Annotated in this window: 13 protein-coding genes; 1 reads left to right on the plus strand and 12 read right to left on the minus strand. The window is 69.7% G+C overall.

The genetic code is table 11. The features are described 5' to 3' along the window. Positions 1 to 2: 2 nt before the first annotated feature. Positions 3 to 881: an alpha/beta fold hydrolase gene (locus JW897_RS06925; protein ID WP_205465609.1), complete on the minus strand. Its 879-nt coding sequence runs from the start codon at positions 879 to 881 to the stop codon at positions 3 to 5. 31 nt (positions 882 to 912) lie between these two features. Then, positions 913 to 1,968: a sugar phosphate isomerase/epimerase family protein gene (locus JW897_RS06930; protein WP_205465610.1), complete on the minus strand. Its 1,056-nt coding sequence runs from the start codon at positions 1,966 to 1,968 to the stop codon at positions 913 to 915. Positions 1,969 to 2,131: 163 nt separating this feature from the next. Here JW897_RS06930 and JW897_RS06935 point away from each other — a divergent pair, with 163 nt between their 5' ends. Continuing rightward, positions 2,132 to 2,683 (plus strand): TetR/AcrR family transcriptional regulator, encoded by a 552-nt coding sequence (locus tag JW897_RS06935; protein ID WP_205465611.1) that lies wholly within the window; start codon positions 2,132 to 2,134, stop codon positions 2,681 to 2,683. A gap of 16 nt (positions 2,684 to 2,699) precedes the next feature. Here the strand turns inward: JW897_RS06935 and JW897_RS06940 are convergent, their stop codons facing one another. The 10 genes from JW897_RS06940 to JW897_RS06985 form a co-directional block, all read right to left on the minus strand. After that, positions 2,700 to 3,824: a 2OG-Fe(II) oxygenase family protein gene (locus JW897_RS06940; protein WP_205465612.1), complete on the minus strand. Its 1,125-nt coding sequence runs from the start codon at positions 3,822 to 3,824 to the stop codon at positions 2,700 to 2,702. A 9-nt stretch (positions 3,825 to 3,833) separates the two neighbouring features. Then, entirely contained in the window at positions 3,834 to 5,069 is a 1,236-nt protein-coding gene (locus JW897_RS06945) for an aKG-HExxH-type peptide beta-hydroxylase (RefSeq protein ID WP_048412354.1), read from the minus strand. Next, a complete protein-coding gene (locus JW897_RS06950) occupies positions 5,066 to 6,217 on the minus strand; it encodes an aKG-HExxH-type peptide beta-hydroxylase (RefSeq protein WP_205465613.1) in 1,152 nt (383 codons plus the stop codon). Before JW897_RS06950 ends, JW897_RS06945 begins: the two co-directional genes overlap by 4 nt. After that, positions 6,201 to 7,010 (minus strand): hypothetical protein, encoded by an 810-nt coding sequence (locus tag JW897_RS06955; RefSeq protein WP_205465614.1) that lies wholly within the window; start codon positions 7,008 to 7,010, stop codon positions 6,201 to 6,203. Before JW897_RS06955 ends, JW897_RS06950 begins: the two co-directional genes overlap by 17 nt. 38 nt (positions 7,011 to 7,048) lie before the next feature. Further along, positions 7,049 to 7,948, minus strand: coding sequence for a hypothetical protein (locus JW897_RS06960; protein WP_205465615.1), 900 nt, complete (start codon positions 7,946 to 7,948; stop codon positions 7,049 to 7,051). Then, complete coding sequence (locus JW897_RS06965; protein WP_205465616.1) at positions 7,945 to 9,453, minus strand: radical SAM/SPASM domain-containing protein; 1,509 nt, start codon at positions 9,451 to 9,453, stop codon at positions 7,945 to 7,947. Before JW897_RS06965 ends, JW897_RS06960 begins: the two co-directional genes overlap by 4 nt. Before the next feature lie 26 nt (positions 9,454 to 9,479). Next, entirely contained in the window at positions 9,480 to 10,475 is a 996-nt protein-coding gene (locus JW897_RS06970) for a radical SAM protein (protein ID WP_205465617.1), read from the minus strand. A 90-nt stretch (positions 10,476 to 10,565) separates the two neighbouring features. Beyond that, a complete protein-coding gene (locus JW897_RS06975; protein WP_205465618.1) occupies positions 10,566 to 11,015 on the minus strand; it encodes an Os1348 family NHLP clan protein in 450 nt (149 codons plus the stop codon). 333 nt (positions 11,016 to 11,348) lie between these two features. Beyond that, positions 11,349 to 13,001, minus strand: a complete 1,653-nt coding sequence (locus tag JW897_RS06980) for an ATP-binding cassette domain-containing protein (RefSeq protein WP_205465619.1) — start codon at positions 12,999 to 13,001, stop codon at positions 11,349 to 11,351. A 373-nt stretch (positions 13,002 to 13,374) separates the two neighbouring features. Beyond that, positions 13,375 to 14,970 carry a flavin monoamine oxidase family protein gene (locus tag JW897_RS06985; protein ID WP_205465620.1) on the minus strand — a complete coding sequence of 532 codons (1,596 nt, stop codon included), beginning with the start codon at positions 14,968 to 14,970 and terminating at the stop codon, positions 13,375 to 13,377. Between the last annotated feature and the right edge of the window lie 15 nt (positions 14,971 to 14,985).

The raw sequence follows: 14,985 nt of genomic DNA on the forward strand, positions 1-14,985 counted from the left end.
GCTCAGTCCTCGCTTTCCAGGAAGGGCAGCAGCTCGGCGATGAACTCCTCGGCCGCCTCCTCCATGATGAAATGGCCGCAATCCGGGATCACCGCGCCGCGCAAGTCGTCGGCGTGGCCGCGCATGGTGTCCAGCGGCGCGTTGCCGGTGGCGTGCTCGGCGCCGATGGCGAGCACCGGCATGGTCAGCTTGCTTTGCGCGCGCCGCTGGTTCTGACGCATGGTTTCCGGGATGGCCCGGTAATAGGCGAAGCCGCCGCGCAAGCCGCCCGGCGACGAGTAGGCGTCGATATACACCTCCGCCGCCACCCGGTCGCGCCGCCACGACCAGCGCTGGAACATGAAGTCCAGGTAGGCGCGCTCGCGCCCGGCGATCAGCGTTTCCGGCAAGTCGGCCAGCTGGTTGAACATGAAGTGCCACAGGAAGATGTTCTCCTCCGGCGGCGCGAAGATAGACGGCGCCGGCGCCAGGCCGGGGATCACCGCTTCGGTCAGCGCCAGCCGGCTGACCACGCCGGGGTGGTCGCTGGCCAGCGCGTAGGCCAGCCACATGCCCACATCGTGGCCCACCACCTGATAGCGGGCGTGGCCGAGCCGCAGCATCACCTGATGCAAGGCGGCGGCGACGGCGCCGGTGTCGTAGCCGCTGTCCGGCCGGCTGGACACCCCGGTGCCCGGCGGGTCGACGGCGATGGCCTGGAAGCCGCGCGCGGCCAGCGCGCGCATCACGTGGCGCCAGGCGAACCAGGTTTGCGGCCAGCCTGGAATCAGCAGCACCGGGCGGCCCGCGCCGGCGGTGACCACGTGGACGCGCTGACTGTCCAGCCGTACATAGTCGTGAGTGAAATCGGGTTCGGTATCGATAAGAGGAAGTGCCGACATCTGTAGTCTCGCAGTGAAAAGTGGATGGAAGTCAGGCGATGCCCAGCATCGCGCGGATCTGCGCTTGATCGACCGCGGCGCCGGCGAAGTCGTCGAAGACGCGTTCGGTCACGCGGATGATGTGGCGGTTGATGAAGTCGACGCCCTCGCGCGCGCCGTCTTCCTGGTCCTTGAGGCAGCATTCCCACTCCAGCGTGGCCCAGCCCTCGTAGTCGTACTGGGCCAGCTTGGAGAAGATCGCCTTGAAGTCCACCTGGCCGTCGCCCAACGAACGAAAGCGCCCGGCGCGCTCTGTCCAGCCGCTGTAGCCGCCGTAAATGCCTTGCCGGCCGTTGGGGCGGAATTCGGCGTCCTTCACATGGAACATGCGGATGTGCTGGTGATAGATGTCCAGGAAGGCGAGGTAGTCCAGTTGTTGCAACACCAGGTGGCTGGGGTCGAACAGCATCTTGCAGCGCGCGTGCCCGCCCACTTGCTCGTAAAAGCGTTCGAAGCTAGCGCCGTCGTGCAGGTCTTCGCTGGGGTGGATTTCGTAGCACAGGTTGACGCCGTGTTCGTCGCAGGCGTCGAGGATGGGCAGCCAGCGCCGCGCCAGTTCCTCGAAGGCGGTTTCGATCAAGCCTTCCGGCCGCTGCGGAAACGGGAACAGATACGGCCAGACGAAGGAGCCGGAAAAGGTGCCCATCTCGCTCAGCCCCAGCCGCCGCGAGGCCTGGGCCGCCACCCGCAGGCGCTGCAACGCCCAGGCGGTGCGCGCCTCCGGCTTGCCGCGCAGCTCCGGCGGCGCGAAGTTGTCGCACATCGCGTCGTAGGCCGGGTGCACGGCCACCAGTTGCCCGAAGATGTGCGTGCTCAGTTCGCTGATCCGCAGGCCGTGCGCGGCCAACGTGCCCTGGATTTCATCGCAATAGTCCTGGCTGGCGGCGGCCAGCTCCACGTCGATGAAGCGGCTGTCCCAGGCCGGAACCTGCAAGGCCTTGAAGCCGGTGCGCGCCGCCCAGCCGGCGATGCCGTCCAGGCTGTTGAAGGGGGCGTGGTCCGCGCCGAATTGAGCCAGATGCAGGCTGGGTCCCTTGAGTGTTTTCATGTGTCACCGTCAATTGTTTGTCGATCGACAAATAATAGACGCCGGCCAGGCTACACGTCAACGGCGGAGCGCGATAAAATTCCGTCCAACATGATTCGAGCGAGGCGAAAAGATGGCGGGCAGGCCCAGGGAGTTTGACCGGGACCAGGCGTTGCGACAGGCAATGCTGGCCTTTTGGCGGCGCGGCTACGAGGGCACGTCGATGTCGGATCTGGTGGCGGCGCTGGGCATCGCTTCGGCCCGGATCTACGCGGCCTTCGGCAGCAAGGAGGAATTGTTCCGCGAGGCGGTGGCGCTCTACGCCGCCGGGGACGGCGGCTTCGCCGATCTGGCCCTGAGCCAGGAGGACGACGTGGTGGCCGCCATCCAGCGAATGCTGGCCGACGCCGTGGCGCTCTACACCCGGGACGATCTGCCGCACGGCTGCATGGTGGTGTCGGCGGCCACCAATTGCTCGGAGCAGAACGACGGGGTGCTGGAATGGCTGCGCGCGCAGCGCCAGGCGCGCACGCAATCGGTGACGGAGCGGCTGCGGCGCGGCGTGGCCGACGGCCAGCTGGGGCCGGACGCGGATGTGGACGCCCTGGGCGATTTCTACGCCGCGCAATTGCACGGCGTCTCGGTGCAGGCGCGCGACGGCGTGCCGCGCGAGCGGCTGCTGGCCTCGCTGGCCGTCGCCATGACTCCGCTGCGGATCGCCGCCGGCAAGGCTTGAGCGGACGCCGCCCGCCCTAGCCCGCGCCCTCCCGCGGCCACTCCGGGAACAGCGTCTCGGCCAGGTGCATCGCGCGTATCGGCAAGCGATGCGCCCAGGGGCGCACCTGGGCGGCGCAGCGGCGCCAATGCTCGTGGGTGAACATGCGGCTGGGCGCGCTGGCCACCCATACCGCCAGCACCAGCGCGGCGCGCAGGGTGTCCGGGTCCGTGCTCAGGCCGACATTGGCCTGCGCCGCGGCGTGGATGGCCTCGCTGACCGGCAGCGGCGCCTCGGGCGCGAAGCCCAGCCGCGCCAGCGCCGCGCCCACTTCCGGCGCGCGGACGGGCTCCGCCGCGCAGGAACGGGCGGCGGCCAGCAGCAGGCCGGCCGCTTGCGCCGCGCCGCCCATGCCCCACTCCGCCAGCAAGGCCTGGGCCGCGCGCGGCGCCGGCCAGTTTGGCGTCGCCGCCATGTCGCCGTCGCGATGCAGGCCGCGCTCGGCCGGGTCGGACGCGGCGAGCGCGGCGTCCGGAAACAGCTGCGCCAGGGTTTGCCTCACCCCGCGCTCCACCGCCGGGGTATTGCCCTGGTGCCAGAAATTGAAGATCAGCGCGTCGCGCGGCTGCCGCGTCAACGCCGACACCGAATGGTAGGAGTGGGCGCTCATCTCGAAGCCGAAGGCCATATTGGGATAGGGGCGGATGCTCTGGTAGACGGCGTCCGGCTCGTCGCCGGCGTGGATATTGAGCAGGCCGCCGTCCTCCGGGCTATGGCCGCGGGTGAATTGCACCACCACGCGATAGCCTTCGTAGCCTAGGCCGGGATTGTCGTTGTGCACGCCTATGCGCTGGCCCGGCACCATGCGGTGGCCCAGCACCTGGATATCCTCCGCGGACAGCGGCACTTCGAACAGAATCTGCATCTGCTCGCGCAAGTCCTCCAGGAAGTCGTCCCGCACAAAGGCCGGCGCGTCCGGCCGCAGCTGGTAGAGCCGGCGCAGATCCAGCCGGTAGGTGACGAAGAAATCGCCCGTCCGCTCCTCCCAGGGCAGCGGTCCGCTCAGCACCGCGCCGGCTTGCTCGGCCACCTTCTCGTCGAAGGTGTCGAAGCAGAGGAAGTGGCGGTACGGTTGCTCGAAGAACAGCACGTTTTCCAACATGGTTTTCCCCTATGCGCAATGCAGCGCGGCGTCGCGGCCGGCCAGCGCGCGGAACTGGTCCGCCCGCAGCGCCAGCGGCCGCCACAGCGCCTGCCCCAACTCGGTCAACGCCCGCGCCCGATCCAGCGAGTCCTCCATCCGCGCGCGCCAGTCCTCCAGTTCCGCCACATTGCGCGCCAGCTCGCTCCGCACCGCGACGCCGGCCATGATCAGCCGGTAATAGAAAATCAGCACGTTGACGAAGGCGTGGTGGGCCTTGAGGATGCCCAGCGTCGGCCTTTGCACGCCGCGCGCCGGGGAATGGAAGCTTTCGCCCAGCGCGGGATCGCTCAACGGCCCCATCGCCGCCAGCTGGTGCAGATAATCGTGGCTGACTTCGTGCACCAGGGTTTCGGCGCAACGCAAGGGGTCCGGGTGAATGGTCATGTACAGCGCGCCGTTGAGCATGGAATAGGTTTCGCTGTTGAACTTGCCCGGCTCCAGCCGCAGCGGCGACACCACCCGCAACAGGCGGGCTATCCAGCGGAGGTAGGCCGGGGAATGCAGGGCGATCAGCGTCACCGCCCGGCCCAGCACGGCGGCGCAGCCGGGACTGGGCGGCACTACCTCCGGGTCAGGGTTCAGCAGGCTGCGCGGCAAGGGCCGCAGCACGATGTCCGGCCCGGCCTCGCCCAGGGCGACGACCGGCAGCTTGCGCGCCGGGCCGGTCACGCTGCGCCAGCCCTCGTCCGTACGTTCGAAAGCGCAGCCGCGTTGCGTGTGCGCGGCGGTGTCCAGCCGGATTTCCAGCCGTTCCGCGTCGCCGCTGACGCGGTAGGCCACGGCGGGCGGCAGCGCGTAGCCGGCGAAGCCCAGCGCCAGCGGCCGGGACAGCCGCAAGTGGCATTCGCGGCCGGGCCGGTGCGCGGCCCAGTGCAGCGCGCATTGCAGCGCGCGCGACAGCAGCAGGTCCGGCTGGCGGGCCTCGTCCTCGCGCAGCGCCCGCAGATTGCAAAACGGGTGCGCGGCCAGCTCGCTCAGCCGCGCGGTCTCGGCCGCGTCGCCGCCGTCCGCGGCCAGCATGGCGGCGGCCATTTCCGACAAGGCCGGGGCCACGCCGGGCGCGTGGCGTTGCAGCAGCGGCCGCCAGTGCTCAAGAAAGGCGTTCAATTGCCGGCCGCGCAGCTGCCGCGTCCAGCCGGCGTGCCAGTCCTCGTCGAAGGCTTCGAAGGGGTTGGAATAGGCGCGGGCGATTTCAGGGGTCATCGCGCGATCTCCTCGTTCAAGGCCGCCGCGGGCGTCGGCAGCGGCCGCAAGCGACGCTGCAGCGCGTCCAGGAAACGCCGCCCGGCCGGACTCAGGCTGCGCGCCCGCTCCAGCTCGGCGGCCATGCGCGGCAGCCAGTCGTTCAAATCCGCCATGTGGTGGCGCCAGTCGGCCTCCGCCAGCCGGCCGTTGCGCCGCAAGGCGTCGAAGAACAGCGCCACGTTGCCGAAGGCGTGGTAGGCCAGCAGCAGCATCGCGGCCGGCCGCCGGCGGCGCTTGACCGGGGAATACAGCCATTCTTCGGCGCCGCGCTCGCTCAGCGGAAACAGCCGGTCCAGCAAGTGGAAGTGCTGATGGCTGGCTTCGTGGACCAGGGTTTCCGCCATGTCCAGCGGCGAGGCGAACAGCGTCATCGACACCAGCCCCGGATAATGCAGGCTGCTCCAGCTGGACACCTGGCCGCCGCTTCGCCGCAGCGGCCGGACCTGGCGCACCAGGCGGCGCACCCAGGGTCCGTAGGCCGGCGCGCCCTGCTCGATCAAGGCCAGCCCGGCGGCCAGCGCTCGGCCGGCCTCCGCGTCCGGATCGCCGGCGGCTTGCTGGCGGTCGTCCGGGGTGCGCGCCGGATAGGCGGCCAGCGCCGGGCTTCTATCCGCCCCGCCCCAAGGCCGCGACTCAATGCTCAATGCCAGCCGCGCGCCGTCGGCGCCGGCGGCGCTCAGGTTCAGCCGCCGTCCGTCCGCGGCGACGCAGAGCGCGCGGACGTCGGCGATCCGGTCCGGCAGCGTCAGCGCGCGCGCCGGGCTCCAATGCGCGCGCCACTCGCCGGCGACGCCGCTCTGGTGCGCGTGCCAGGCGATCTCCAGCGCGCAGGCCAGCAGGAAGCCGGCGCGGGGCTGGCGTTCGGCCTGGGCCAGCGCGCCCAGCGACGGATGCCACCAGCGTTCGAAGTCCGGCTCCGCCTCGGCCATGGCGCTCAGCGCCCGCGCCGCGCCCGCCGGCAAGGCGATGGCCGGCGCGAGGCGTTCGAGAAAGGCGCGCAGGCTGCGCCGCCAGGCCTGGGCCGCGCAGCTTTCCAGCAGCGCCAGCCCGTCCGGATCGCCCGGGCAGGCGGCGCTGGCGGCGAGTTCGTCAAACGGGGTGTCCATCGTCGCTGCCCGCGGTGAAGTCGAAGGTTTCCACGCCGCTCACCGCCTGGCCGCCGCGCTCGAGCCGGCCGGGCCGGCGCTCCACCCGCTCGGCGCCGCCCAGCGCGGCGCGGAAGGCGGCGGAGCCGCCCAAGAGCAGCAGGCCGCCGTCCGCCAGCGGCTGGCCGTAAACCAGTCCCAGCCGCGGATGACGCAGCACCAGGCTGCGCAGATGGCGCACCGCGGCCAGGCCGAAGCCGGGGTCTAGCCGGCACAGCGCCTCCCAATGGCGCATCGCCTGGGCGCGGCTGGCCGCGCAGTCGGCGCGGCAGGGAAAGTGGCTGAGCAGATGCCAGCCGAACACGTCCAGCATGGTGTTGGTCCAGTACGGCGACGCGCCGCCGTCGCCGGCGAAGGCCGGCTCCAGCCGCGCGTGGTGATGCTCGCGATGCGCCAGATAGGCTTGCACGCAGCAGTCCGGATAGCCCAGCAGGCGGCCGGCGATCAGGTCGTCGTCGGTGAAGCGCGCGGCCAGCTCCGCCAGTTCCCCGTCGCGGGCGGCGAAGACGAAGGCGCGCGCGTCCGGCGCGGCCGCCTCGTCGCTGGCCACGGCGGACACCACGTAGTCGTCGGCGTCCGCCACCGCCGGCCGCAGCGCCCGTTCCCAGCGGCGGGCGGCCAGGCCCAGCCGCCGCAGCGCGCCGATCACGCGCTCCGCGTCGCGGTAGGCGCAGGACACCCGCGCCAGCGGCTTGGCGCCGGCCAGGGTCAGCGCCAGGTCCACCCGCGCCGCCTGGGTCAGCTGCGGCAGCACGGCGCGCAAACCCTCGGGCGAGGCGGCGGCCGCCGCGGCTATTGAAAGGCCACCAAATGCCAGCGTTCCGTGGGCAGCCTCGCCACTTCGCGCCCGTCCCGCGCACTGAGCACGCATAAGTCCTCCTGTTGCCATGCGATGCAATCGCCCTGGTCCAGCCGGGCCTCCGGCAGACGGTCGCTGGCGCGCAACGGCCGCCAGCCCTGATAGAACACCGCGTCGCCCACGCCGCCGCCGTAGAGCTGGGCGCCGAAATTGCCGTAACGCCGCGCCTCCGGCGGCTCTTCCTCGTCGCGCAGCAGCAGCGGCAGCGGCAGCAGGCGCTCCAGCTGGGCGGCGAAGGCCGGGACGGCGTCGCGCAGCGCGTCCAGCAGCGCCGCGGCGTAGTCTATGCTGGCGCGGCAGCCCAGATGGCAGGGGAAGTGGGAGATCAGGTAATACGGCGAGCCGCGCCCCACCTCCATCTCGGTCAGGAACACATTGAGCCGCCAGTCGCGCCCGCCCGGGGTGCGCGCCACCCGCAGCAGATCCGTCATCGGCGCGGCGCCGAAGTATTCGTTGGCGGCGATGCAGCAGGCCGGATAGCCCAGCGCCCGCCCCAGCGCCACATTGTCTTGCCGCCGCTGGGCGTCCAGCCCCTGTTCCAGCGCCTCCGCGTCCCGCGCGTAATAGACCCGCGCGTCGCTGCGGCTGAAGGCGGCGCGCTCCGCCGCGGTGGCGTGGCGGTAGCCCCAGTCGTCCGGCGGCGGCACGTATTGGCCGTGGCGCAGGCCGCAGGCGTCCAGCAGCGCGCACAGCCGCGCGGCGCTGTCGCCGCCGGCGGTGAAACGCGCCAGCGGCTTGAGGCCGGCCAGCACCGCCAGCGCCTCCACCGCGATGCGCGCGCCTTCGCCGCCGGCCAGCAACTCGCCGGCGAGGAGGTCTCGGGCGGCGCTCATTGGGTGCTCATCCGGATGATGGTCAGCGCCTGGTCGACGCGCTGCGGCCGCTCGCGCATCAGCTTCACCACGAAGTCGAACAGGTGCCGGGTACGCTGACAGCAGGAGCTGGTCAAGGGCTGCGGGTCCAGCGAATGGGTTTCGCCCTTGCTGACGATGGGGGACACGCCGCAATAAGGCCGGTAGGCGCACACCTGGCAGGCGTCGTGCTCGCGCAGCGAGTAGGACACCAGCTGGCGCGCCTTGTCGGAGCTGACCGCGGCGGCGTAGCTGTCGGTGTGCACGTTGCCGATGCGGAAATCGGCGTGGCCGCGGCCCTCGTCGCAGCCGTAGACGTTGCCCAGGTGGTCGTAGGCCAGATTGCCCAGCACCATGCCGCTGGGGTTGCGGAAGTCCACGTATTTGACGTCGCGGTTGTTGAACAGCTTTTCCAGCGCCAGCGAGAAATAGCGTTCTTCCAGCAGAATGCCCTGGTCCCACAGCGAGAAGATGTAGTCCAGCGCGTCGCGCCAGGCGTCGAAGAACTCGTCCATCTCCATGCCCACGCTGTCCCATTTGCCCTTGGCGAAACCCATTTTCTGCACCGGGGAGAAGAAGATGGACGACTGTCCTTCCGCCACCGCGAAATCGACGTAGTCGCGCAGCTTGTGCAGATTGTTGCGCCCCACCACGATCAGCGAGGGCACGTCCAGGCCGCGTTCTCGCATGCGGGCGCGGTTGCGGCGGATGTCGTCCCAATGGCCGCGGCCGTCCCAGTCCACGCGCAGCGACGGATGCTCCGCGGCGTCGAACTCGATGGAGGTGGTGATGTTGATGCGGCTGGCCGCCAGGTAGTCCAGCACCTCGTCCGGCAGCTCCACGCCGTTGCTGACGATGGAGAAGGACAGGGCGCGCTTGTGCGCCAGGTTCTTGATCATCGCGTAGGCGTGCAGATAGCGCACCGCGCCGAAGTTGAGCGTGGCTTCGCCGCCCTGGAATTCGAAATGGATGCGCGAGGACGGCGATTGGTAGGCGAAGTCGACGATGGCGCGCGCGGTGGCCTCGTCCAGGTCGTAGCGGGCCGGGTCCGAGCTGTCGCGCACCACGGCGGCGTGGCAGTAGGCGCAGCGCAGATTGCAGCGCCGCGTCATGCCGATGATGTGCAGCGCGGTGCCGGGAAAATAATTGGCGGACCAGTCTTCGTAGGCGCGCATCACCGCGCCGGCGTTGCGCGCGGTGAGGATCAGACCGCGCTCCTCCAGCATGTCGTGCAAGGCCCTGGGCAGGGCGATGCTGCGCAGCGCGCGGTATTCGTCCCGGCTCAGCAGCGCCCAGCTGCCCTGGTCGCTGGACAGGAAGACGCCGTCGCCGACGTCGCGGGCGCGGTAATTGGGCTTCCAGCGGTCGCGCAGCCGGAAGTCGGCGAAAATGTCCTCCATGCCGGCCCGGTCCGGCTGGGCGGGGGCCGGAGCCGCGCGCGGCGCCTGCGCTTCAATCGGGCGAATCGGGGTGACGACGTGGTTCATGACGGGCCTCGCGGACGGGTGACGGGTTAGGCGATCAGATAGAGTTGCGGATGCTGGCGCGAGAAGCTGGCGATGAGGCCCAGCGAGGACAGGTCCTGGTGATCGAACAACACCCGCAGAAAGGGCTTGTCGCGCCGCGGCTGATAGCGCTCCAGCGCGGCGACGCGCACCTCGTCTATCAGCTCCTCCGGGATTTCGGCCAGCGGCCGCACCCAGTCCTTGCCGTGGCGGATCAGCGCGCCGCGCTCGGCGCCCGGACAGGCGTCGGCCAGCCGGCAGCCGCGGCAGGCGCGGGTTTTTTCGTACCAGGGATGGGTGTCCACCGCCGGATCGGAATCGCGGATCAGCAGGTCCAGGAAGTCCGGGATCAGGCAAGGCGCCAGTTTCTCCAGCGTCACCGGCACGCCCAGCGCGCGGAACAGCGGCACGATGGTGCGCAGCCGTTCGCGCACCAGCGCCGGATCGGCGATGGAGTCGATGAATTTGCCGGTGCGCACGCTGCCGCTGAACTTGAGCCGCGAGGAGCCGGCCTCCACCGCGCTCACGCCGGTGGCCAGCAGGTGTTCGACGTTTTCCGCCAGGATCACGATATTGGTCTGGATGTCGAAGCCCAGCTCGCTGAGGTGGCGGATACCCCGCAGGGTTTGCCGGAACGCGCCCTCGCGCACGCCGTTGAGCTTGTCGTGCAGCTCGGCGTTGTGGCCCATCAGGCTAGTGCGCACTTCCAGCCGGCCGTCGGCCATGGCCGCCAGCCGCTCCGCCGCCGGGCGGTGGGAGAACAGCCGCACATTGGAGGCCAGGCTGACGCGGCGGCCGGTTTTCAGCGCCTCGCTCAGCACCTGCCAGAACACCGGGTCTATGGTGGGTTCGCCGCCGAAGATGTCCACTTCCTCGTCCGGCGCCGCCCGCTCAAGCTCGGCCACGATCTCCTCCAGCGGCCGGAAGGCGCGCTGGGCGATCTCGTCGTCCACGATGCAGAAGAAACACTTGTTGTTGCAGGAAGCCGTCAGCCGGATGATCATCGCCGTCGCCCCACCGAGGGGCCCGCAAGCGGGCCGCCAGAAAATCCGCCCCGGCGCGGCTGGCCGCGCCGGGGTCCGCTCGCCGCGCGGCTATTTGACGCCGCGTTTCAAGGCCGCCTTGATCTGGGGATTATTTTCGATTTCCTTGAGCACCAGCGGGTCCTTGAGCGCGTCGCGCACCGCCGCCGGGTTCAGCGTGGTGGACACCCCCGGATTGGTGACCAGATCGCCCGGGGAAAACACGCTGGCCGCCTTGTCGTGGATGTGGCCGTCGTTGTCGTGGATATTGCTGCGGTCGCTCCAGTCGCGGCTATGCCCGGCCGCCACCACCGAGCCGGCCAGCAAGTCGCCGGACACCCGGGTCAGGTGGTCGAACTGGGCGCGCAGGCGCGCGACGTCGATCTTTTTCAATTCGGCGACCGTCGCGCTGTTGGCGCCGGCGTCCTTCGCCGCGGCGATGGGGTCCGACAAGAACTTGGCGCGGAAATCGTTATCGCTCACCGCGCGCATCAGCAGTTTGTTCACTTCCGGTTGGGCCATGGTGTCCTCCTGGCTTGAGCACTGTGACCGAGGCATGCTTGGCTTGGCGGCGCCGTCGTCTGGATGGAGCGGATACCGGCGGCGCGTTCTGCGACTGGAGGCAATATGCGGTCCGCGCTCCCTATCGGCTTCACGCCGGCAAGAGGCCTTCGCCGCTGAGCCGCCAAGCGGCCGCCGCGCCTCCGGGGAATCTCCGCACCCACCCAAATGCCTCGCCCATCCGCCTCGTCATCCGGCCAGCCTGCGTGTCACTGGAATGAAAAAGCGCCGACGGTTTTCGTCAGCGCTTTAACTATATTCATGCGTTTTTAGTATATCTGTACGTTAAATTACCTAAAACGAACTTTTATCGATGCCCCCCGCGTCCCGCTCCGCGCCGTCCCGCAGCCGCCAGCCGTTCTCGTCCGCCGTCAGCCAGCCGTCCAGGCCCAGCGCGTCCAGGAAGGCGTCGTCGTGCGACACCACCAGCAGGCCGCCGCGGTAATTGCGCAGCATCGCTTCCAGCGCTTGCAAGGACGGCAGGTCCAGATGATTGCTGGGTTCGTCCAGCAGCAGCAACGGCGGCGGCGGATCGGCGTAGAGCGCGCGGGCCAGCGCCGCCTTCAGCCGCTCGCCGCCGCTGAGCAGGCCGCAGGGCCGCGCCGCCAGTCCGGCGTCCAGCCCCAGTTGGGCCAGCAGCATGCGCAGCCGGCTTTCCCCGGCCGCCGGATTGGCGGCCAGCAGCTGTTCGATCGCGCCGCGTCCGGGGTCCAGCCCGTCCAGGTCCTGGGCCAGGTAAGCGCAGCCGGCCGGAACCCGCGCCCGGCCGGCCAGCGGGCGCAATTGCCCGGCCAGCACCTTGAGCAAGGTGGACTTGCCGCAGCCGTTGGCGCCGACGACGCCGATGCGGCGGCCGCCGCCCAGGCTGAGATGGACGCGGCGCGTGGCCGGCGGCGCGAAAGGCAGCTCCACCTCGTCCAGCGCGACGGCGACGCGCGGCAGCGCCCGCCCCTGCGGCAAGGCGTGCACCACCACCGCCGCCTCGTCTTCCGCCCGCCGGGCGGCCTCGCGCACCGCCTGATCCAGCGCTTCCCGCGCCGCGGCCTGTTGCCGCCGCAGCTTGCCGGCGCTGGCTTCGCTGCGCTGCTGCTGGCGGTCCAGCAGGATGCTGGCCTGATTGGCCTCGCGGCCGCGCTTATCGCCGCGGGCCTGCCGCCGCTCTTGCCTTTCCTGCTGTTCGCGCAGCGCCCGCTGTCCGCGCAAGCGCTCTTGTTTGCGCTGTTCCAGCAGCGACTGCGCGCGCGCCTGCTCCCCCGCCTTCTGTTCTGCGTAAAAATCGTAAGCGCCGCCGTAGCCGGTCAGGCCCTGCGGCGACAGTTCGACGATGCGCTCCATCCGCGCCAGCAGCTGACGATCGTGGCTGATCAGCAGCAGGCCGCGCGGCCAGCGGGACAGTTGCTCGATCAGCGCCTGCCGCTGATCCCGGTCCAGGTGGTTGCTGGGCTCGTCCAGGATCAGGAAATCGGCGTCGGACAGCATCGCCCCGCTCAAGGCCGCCCGCGCGGCCTCGCCGCCGCTGAGCGCGCCGGCCGGCGTCTCCGGGCGCAGATGGCCCAGGCCGCAGCGCCGCCATTCGCGTTCCAGCCGCTGGCGCAGGTCCCAGCGTTCGGCCAGCAGTTCGAAATCGCGCGCGTCGACGCCGCCGGCCTCGATGCGCGCCAGCGCGTCCAGCGGCGCTTGCAGTCCGGCCAGGCCGGCGGCGGTGCCGCCCCGCGGCGCGCCGGCCCTCTGCGCCAGGTAATGCGCCGTCCCGCCGCGCAGGCAGCGGCCGGCGCTGGGTTGCAGCTCGCCGGCCAGCAAGCGCGCCAGCACGGTCTTGCCCACGCCGTTGCGGCCCACCAGGGCGATGCGCTGGGGGTGGAACACCATATTGAGCTGGCTGAACAGAACTCTGCCGTCGGGCAGCAGATAGGACACATCGTCCAAAGTGAGATGGGTGTGGGTCATGAAGCTTCCAGGGATGCCTAACATTCCCCTGCGCGCAGGGGGCGGAGAACGTGGCCGTCCAGGGGACGGCGGCATCAATGGCGCATCGGACGATTACCTCGGAACATGCGCGGCGGGATCGCCGCGCGAAAACGGTATGGTAGCGCGCGCCGGGCCGCGCGCCAAGCGGGACAGACCGCGTCTGTCCCGCTTACGGAAGCGCCGCGACGCGCCGAACCTTGAACCGGTTCTCAGAACCTGTTTACGATCTCGCGAGCTAAGGCGAGACAAGGCGAAAACGGCTGAGAAAGCGGAATGTACACGTGGTACATGAGCATTTCGAAGACGTTTTCAACGCTGTATCGCCGACGCGCAGCAGATCGTAAACAGGTTCTCAGACCAACTTGGCCAACATCATGTCCGCGGTCTGCAAGGCCCCCTCCACCCAGCCCTGGGCGTCGGAATAGGCTTCGCCGCACACATAGAGCGGCTGGCCGTCCAGCGGCTGGATGATCTGCCGCTTCACCTCCCAGCTCTTCACTCCGATGTTCCAGCTGTTCCAGCCGCCGCCGTAGGGGTCGTCGCCCCAGTCGCGGAAGGCGGCGTTGCGCACCTTGGGCGTGTAGGACAGGCTGTGCATCACCGTCAGCTGGCGGGTGACTTCCTCGGTCATCATCCGCGGGGCCTTGTAGCGGTGCCAGCTCAGCTCCTTGGCGCGCACCTGGTCGTCCGCGCCGATGAAGGGATCGGCCAGCTCGGCCACTTCCAGCCCCTTCTTCCAGGCGCTGTGGCGGCGGCCGCGCAAGCCGTCCCAAAAGCCGGTGTTGTCGCCGTCGTCGTAGCTGGCCAGCAACATGGCGTGGCCGTGCAAGGCGGGCAGGCCGTTGCTGCGCGGCCAGTAATAGGTCTGGCGCACCGGCAAATCGGTGACGGAGCGGCCGGACTTGACCGGCACGTAGTCGCCGTCGGCCGTGCTGTAGCCGGTATTGAGCCACCAGGGGCTGTTGTAGGTGGTGAACAGCTTGAACAGCGGCCGCGGCGTGACGCTGGCCGTCAATTGCTGGAAGCGCGCGGCCTCCTGCAGCCAGGGGCTGGTGGCGGACAGCAGTTCCAGCGCGCGGCGCGGCATCGCCAGAATCAGGGTTTTGGCGGACACGGTCTGGCCTTGCGCCTGGAACTGGAAGCCCTGCTCGCTGCGCGTCACGCCGCTGACCGGCGCTTCCAGCCTCACCTCGCCGCCGGCCTGTTGGAACAACTGGGCCAACACCAGCGGCACTTGCTGGAAGCCGTTGCAAAAACCCATGTATTGCGCCGACACGCCGAAGTCGGACAGAAACCAGGGGATGGCGTCGGCGGCGTTCCAGTTGCACAGCGTGGTGTCGTAGCCGCCGGTGTCTTCGGCGTACTGATAAGCCTCGCCGGTGATCACGCGGAACAGCACGTTCCAGAAGCCCTGCTGGTACAGCGGCACGCCGCCGAAGCTGGCGCTCTGCGCCATCAGCCGGCGCTCCTCCTCGGTCAGCGATTTATTGGTGATGCCGGGCACGATCTGCTCGATGGCGTCGATGATGACGCCGCCGCCGGTTTGGCCCCGGTCCAGAAAGTTGAGCCGGTACGGCACCTTGTCCGGCTCGGTGGTGAAGTCCTGCAAGCGCAGGTAGACGCCGCGCAGATAGGCGATGTTTTGCGGCTCGTCCACCGGGAAGCGGTAGAGCTCGATCTGCTCCGGCGCCGGCAGCAGCGCGTTCAACTCCTGGATCAGGTCGTAGATCAGCGGCTGCACTTCCGGCAGGATGCGCATGCCGCCCAGCTCCGCCACCATGTCCGGGATGTCCGGCGGCCGCACCGACAGCAGCCGGCCGCCGATGTGATCGCTGGCCTCGAACACCGCGATCTTGAGCTGGGGATAGTGTTGTTGCAGCCGCCAGGCGCTGTACACGCCGGACACGCCGCCGCCGACAATGGCGATGTCTATGTTTTCGCTGGCCATTTTGCTTGTCCTCGC

The sequence above is a fragment of the Chromobacterium alkanivorans genome (assembly GCF_016937655.1).
GTDB classification, from domain to species: Bacteria; Pseudomonadota; Gammaproteobacteria; order Burkholderiales; family Chromobacteriaceae; genus Chromobacterium; species Chromobacterium alkanivorans.

What these genes read in the sequence shown, in the direction of transcription:
- JW897_RS06925 (WP_205465609.1), bottom strand. Translation starts at nt 881, where the DNA reads ATGTCGGCACTTCCTCTTATCGATACCGAACCCGATTTCACTCACGAC.
- JW897_RS06930 (WP_205465610.1), bottom strand. Translation starts at nt 1,968, where the DNA reads ATGAAAACACTCAAGGGACCCAGCCTGCATCTGGCTCAATTCGGCGCG.
- JW897_RS06935 (WP_205465611.1), top strand. Translation starts at nt 2,132, where the DNA reads ATGCTGGCCTTTTGGCGGCGCGGCTACGAGGGCACGTCGATGTCGGAT.
- JW897_RS06940 (WP_205465612.1), bottom strand. Translation starts at nt 3,824, where the DNA reads ATGTTGGAAAACGTGCTGTTCTTCGAGCAACCGTACCGCCACTTCCTC.
- JW897_RS06945 (WP_048412354.1), bottom strand. Translation starts at nt 5,069, where the DNA reads ATGACCCCTGAAATCGCCCGCGCCTATTCCAACCCCTTCGAAGCCTTC.
- JW897_RS06950 (WP_205465613.1), bottom strand. Translation starts at nt 6,217, where the DNA reads ATGGACACCCCGTTTGACGAACTCGCCGCCAGCGCCGCCTGCCCGGGC.
- JW897_RS06960 (WP_205465615.1), bottom strand. Translation starts at nt 7,948, where the DNA reads ATGAGCGCCGCCCGAGACCTCCTCGCCGGCGAGTTGCTGGCCGGCGGC.
- JW897_RS06965 (WP_205465616.1), bottom strand. Translation starts at nt 9,453, where the DNA reads ATGAACCACGTCGTCACCCCGATTCGCCCGATTGAAGCGCAGGCGCCG.
- JW897_RS06970 (WP_205465617.1), bottom strand. Translation starts at nt 10,475, where the DNA reads ATGATCATCCGGCTGACGGCTTCCTGCAACAACAAGTGTTTCTTCTGC.
- JW897_RS06975 (WP_205465618.1), bottom strand. Translation starts at nt 11,015, where the DNA reads ATGGCCCAACCGGAAGTGAACAAACTGCTGATGCGCGCGGTGAGCGAT.
- JW897_RS06980 (WP_205465619.1), bottom strand. Translation starts at nt 13,001, where the DNA reads ATGACCCACACCCATCTCACTTTGGACGATGTGTCCTATCTGCTGCCC.
- JW897_RS06985 (WP_205465620.1), bottom strand. Translation starts at nt 14,970, where the DNA reads ATGGCCAGCGAAAACATAGACATCGCCATTGTCGGCGGCGGCGTGTCC.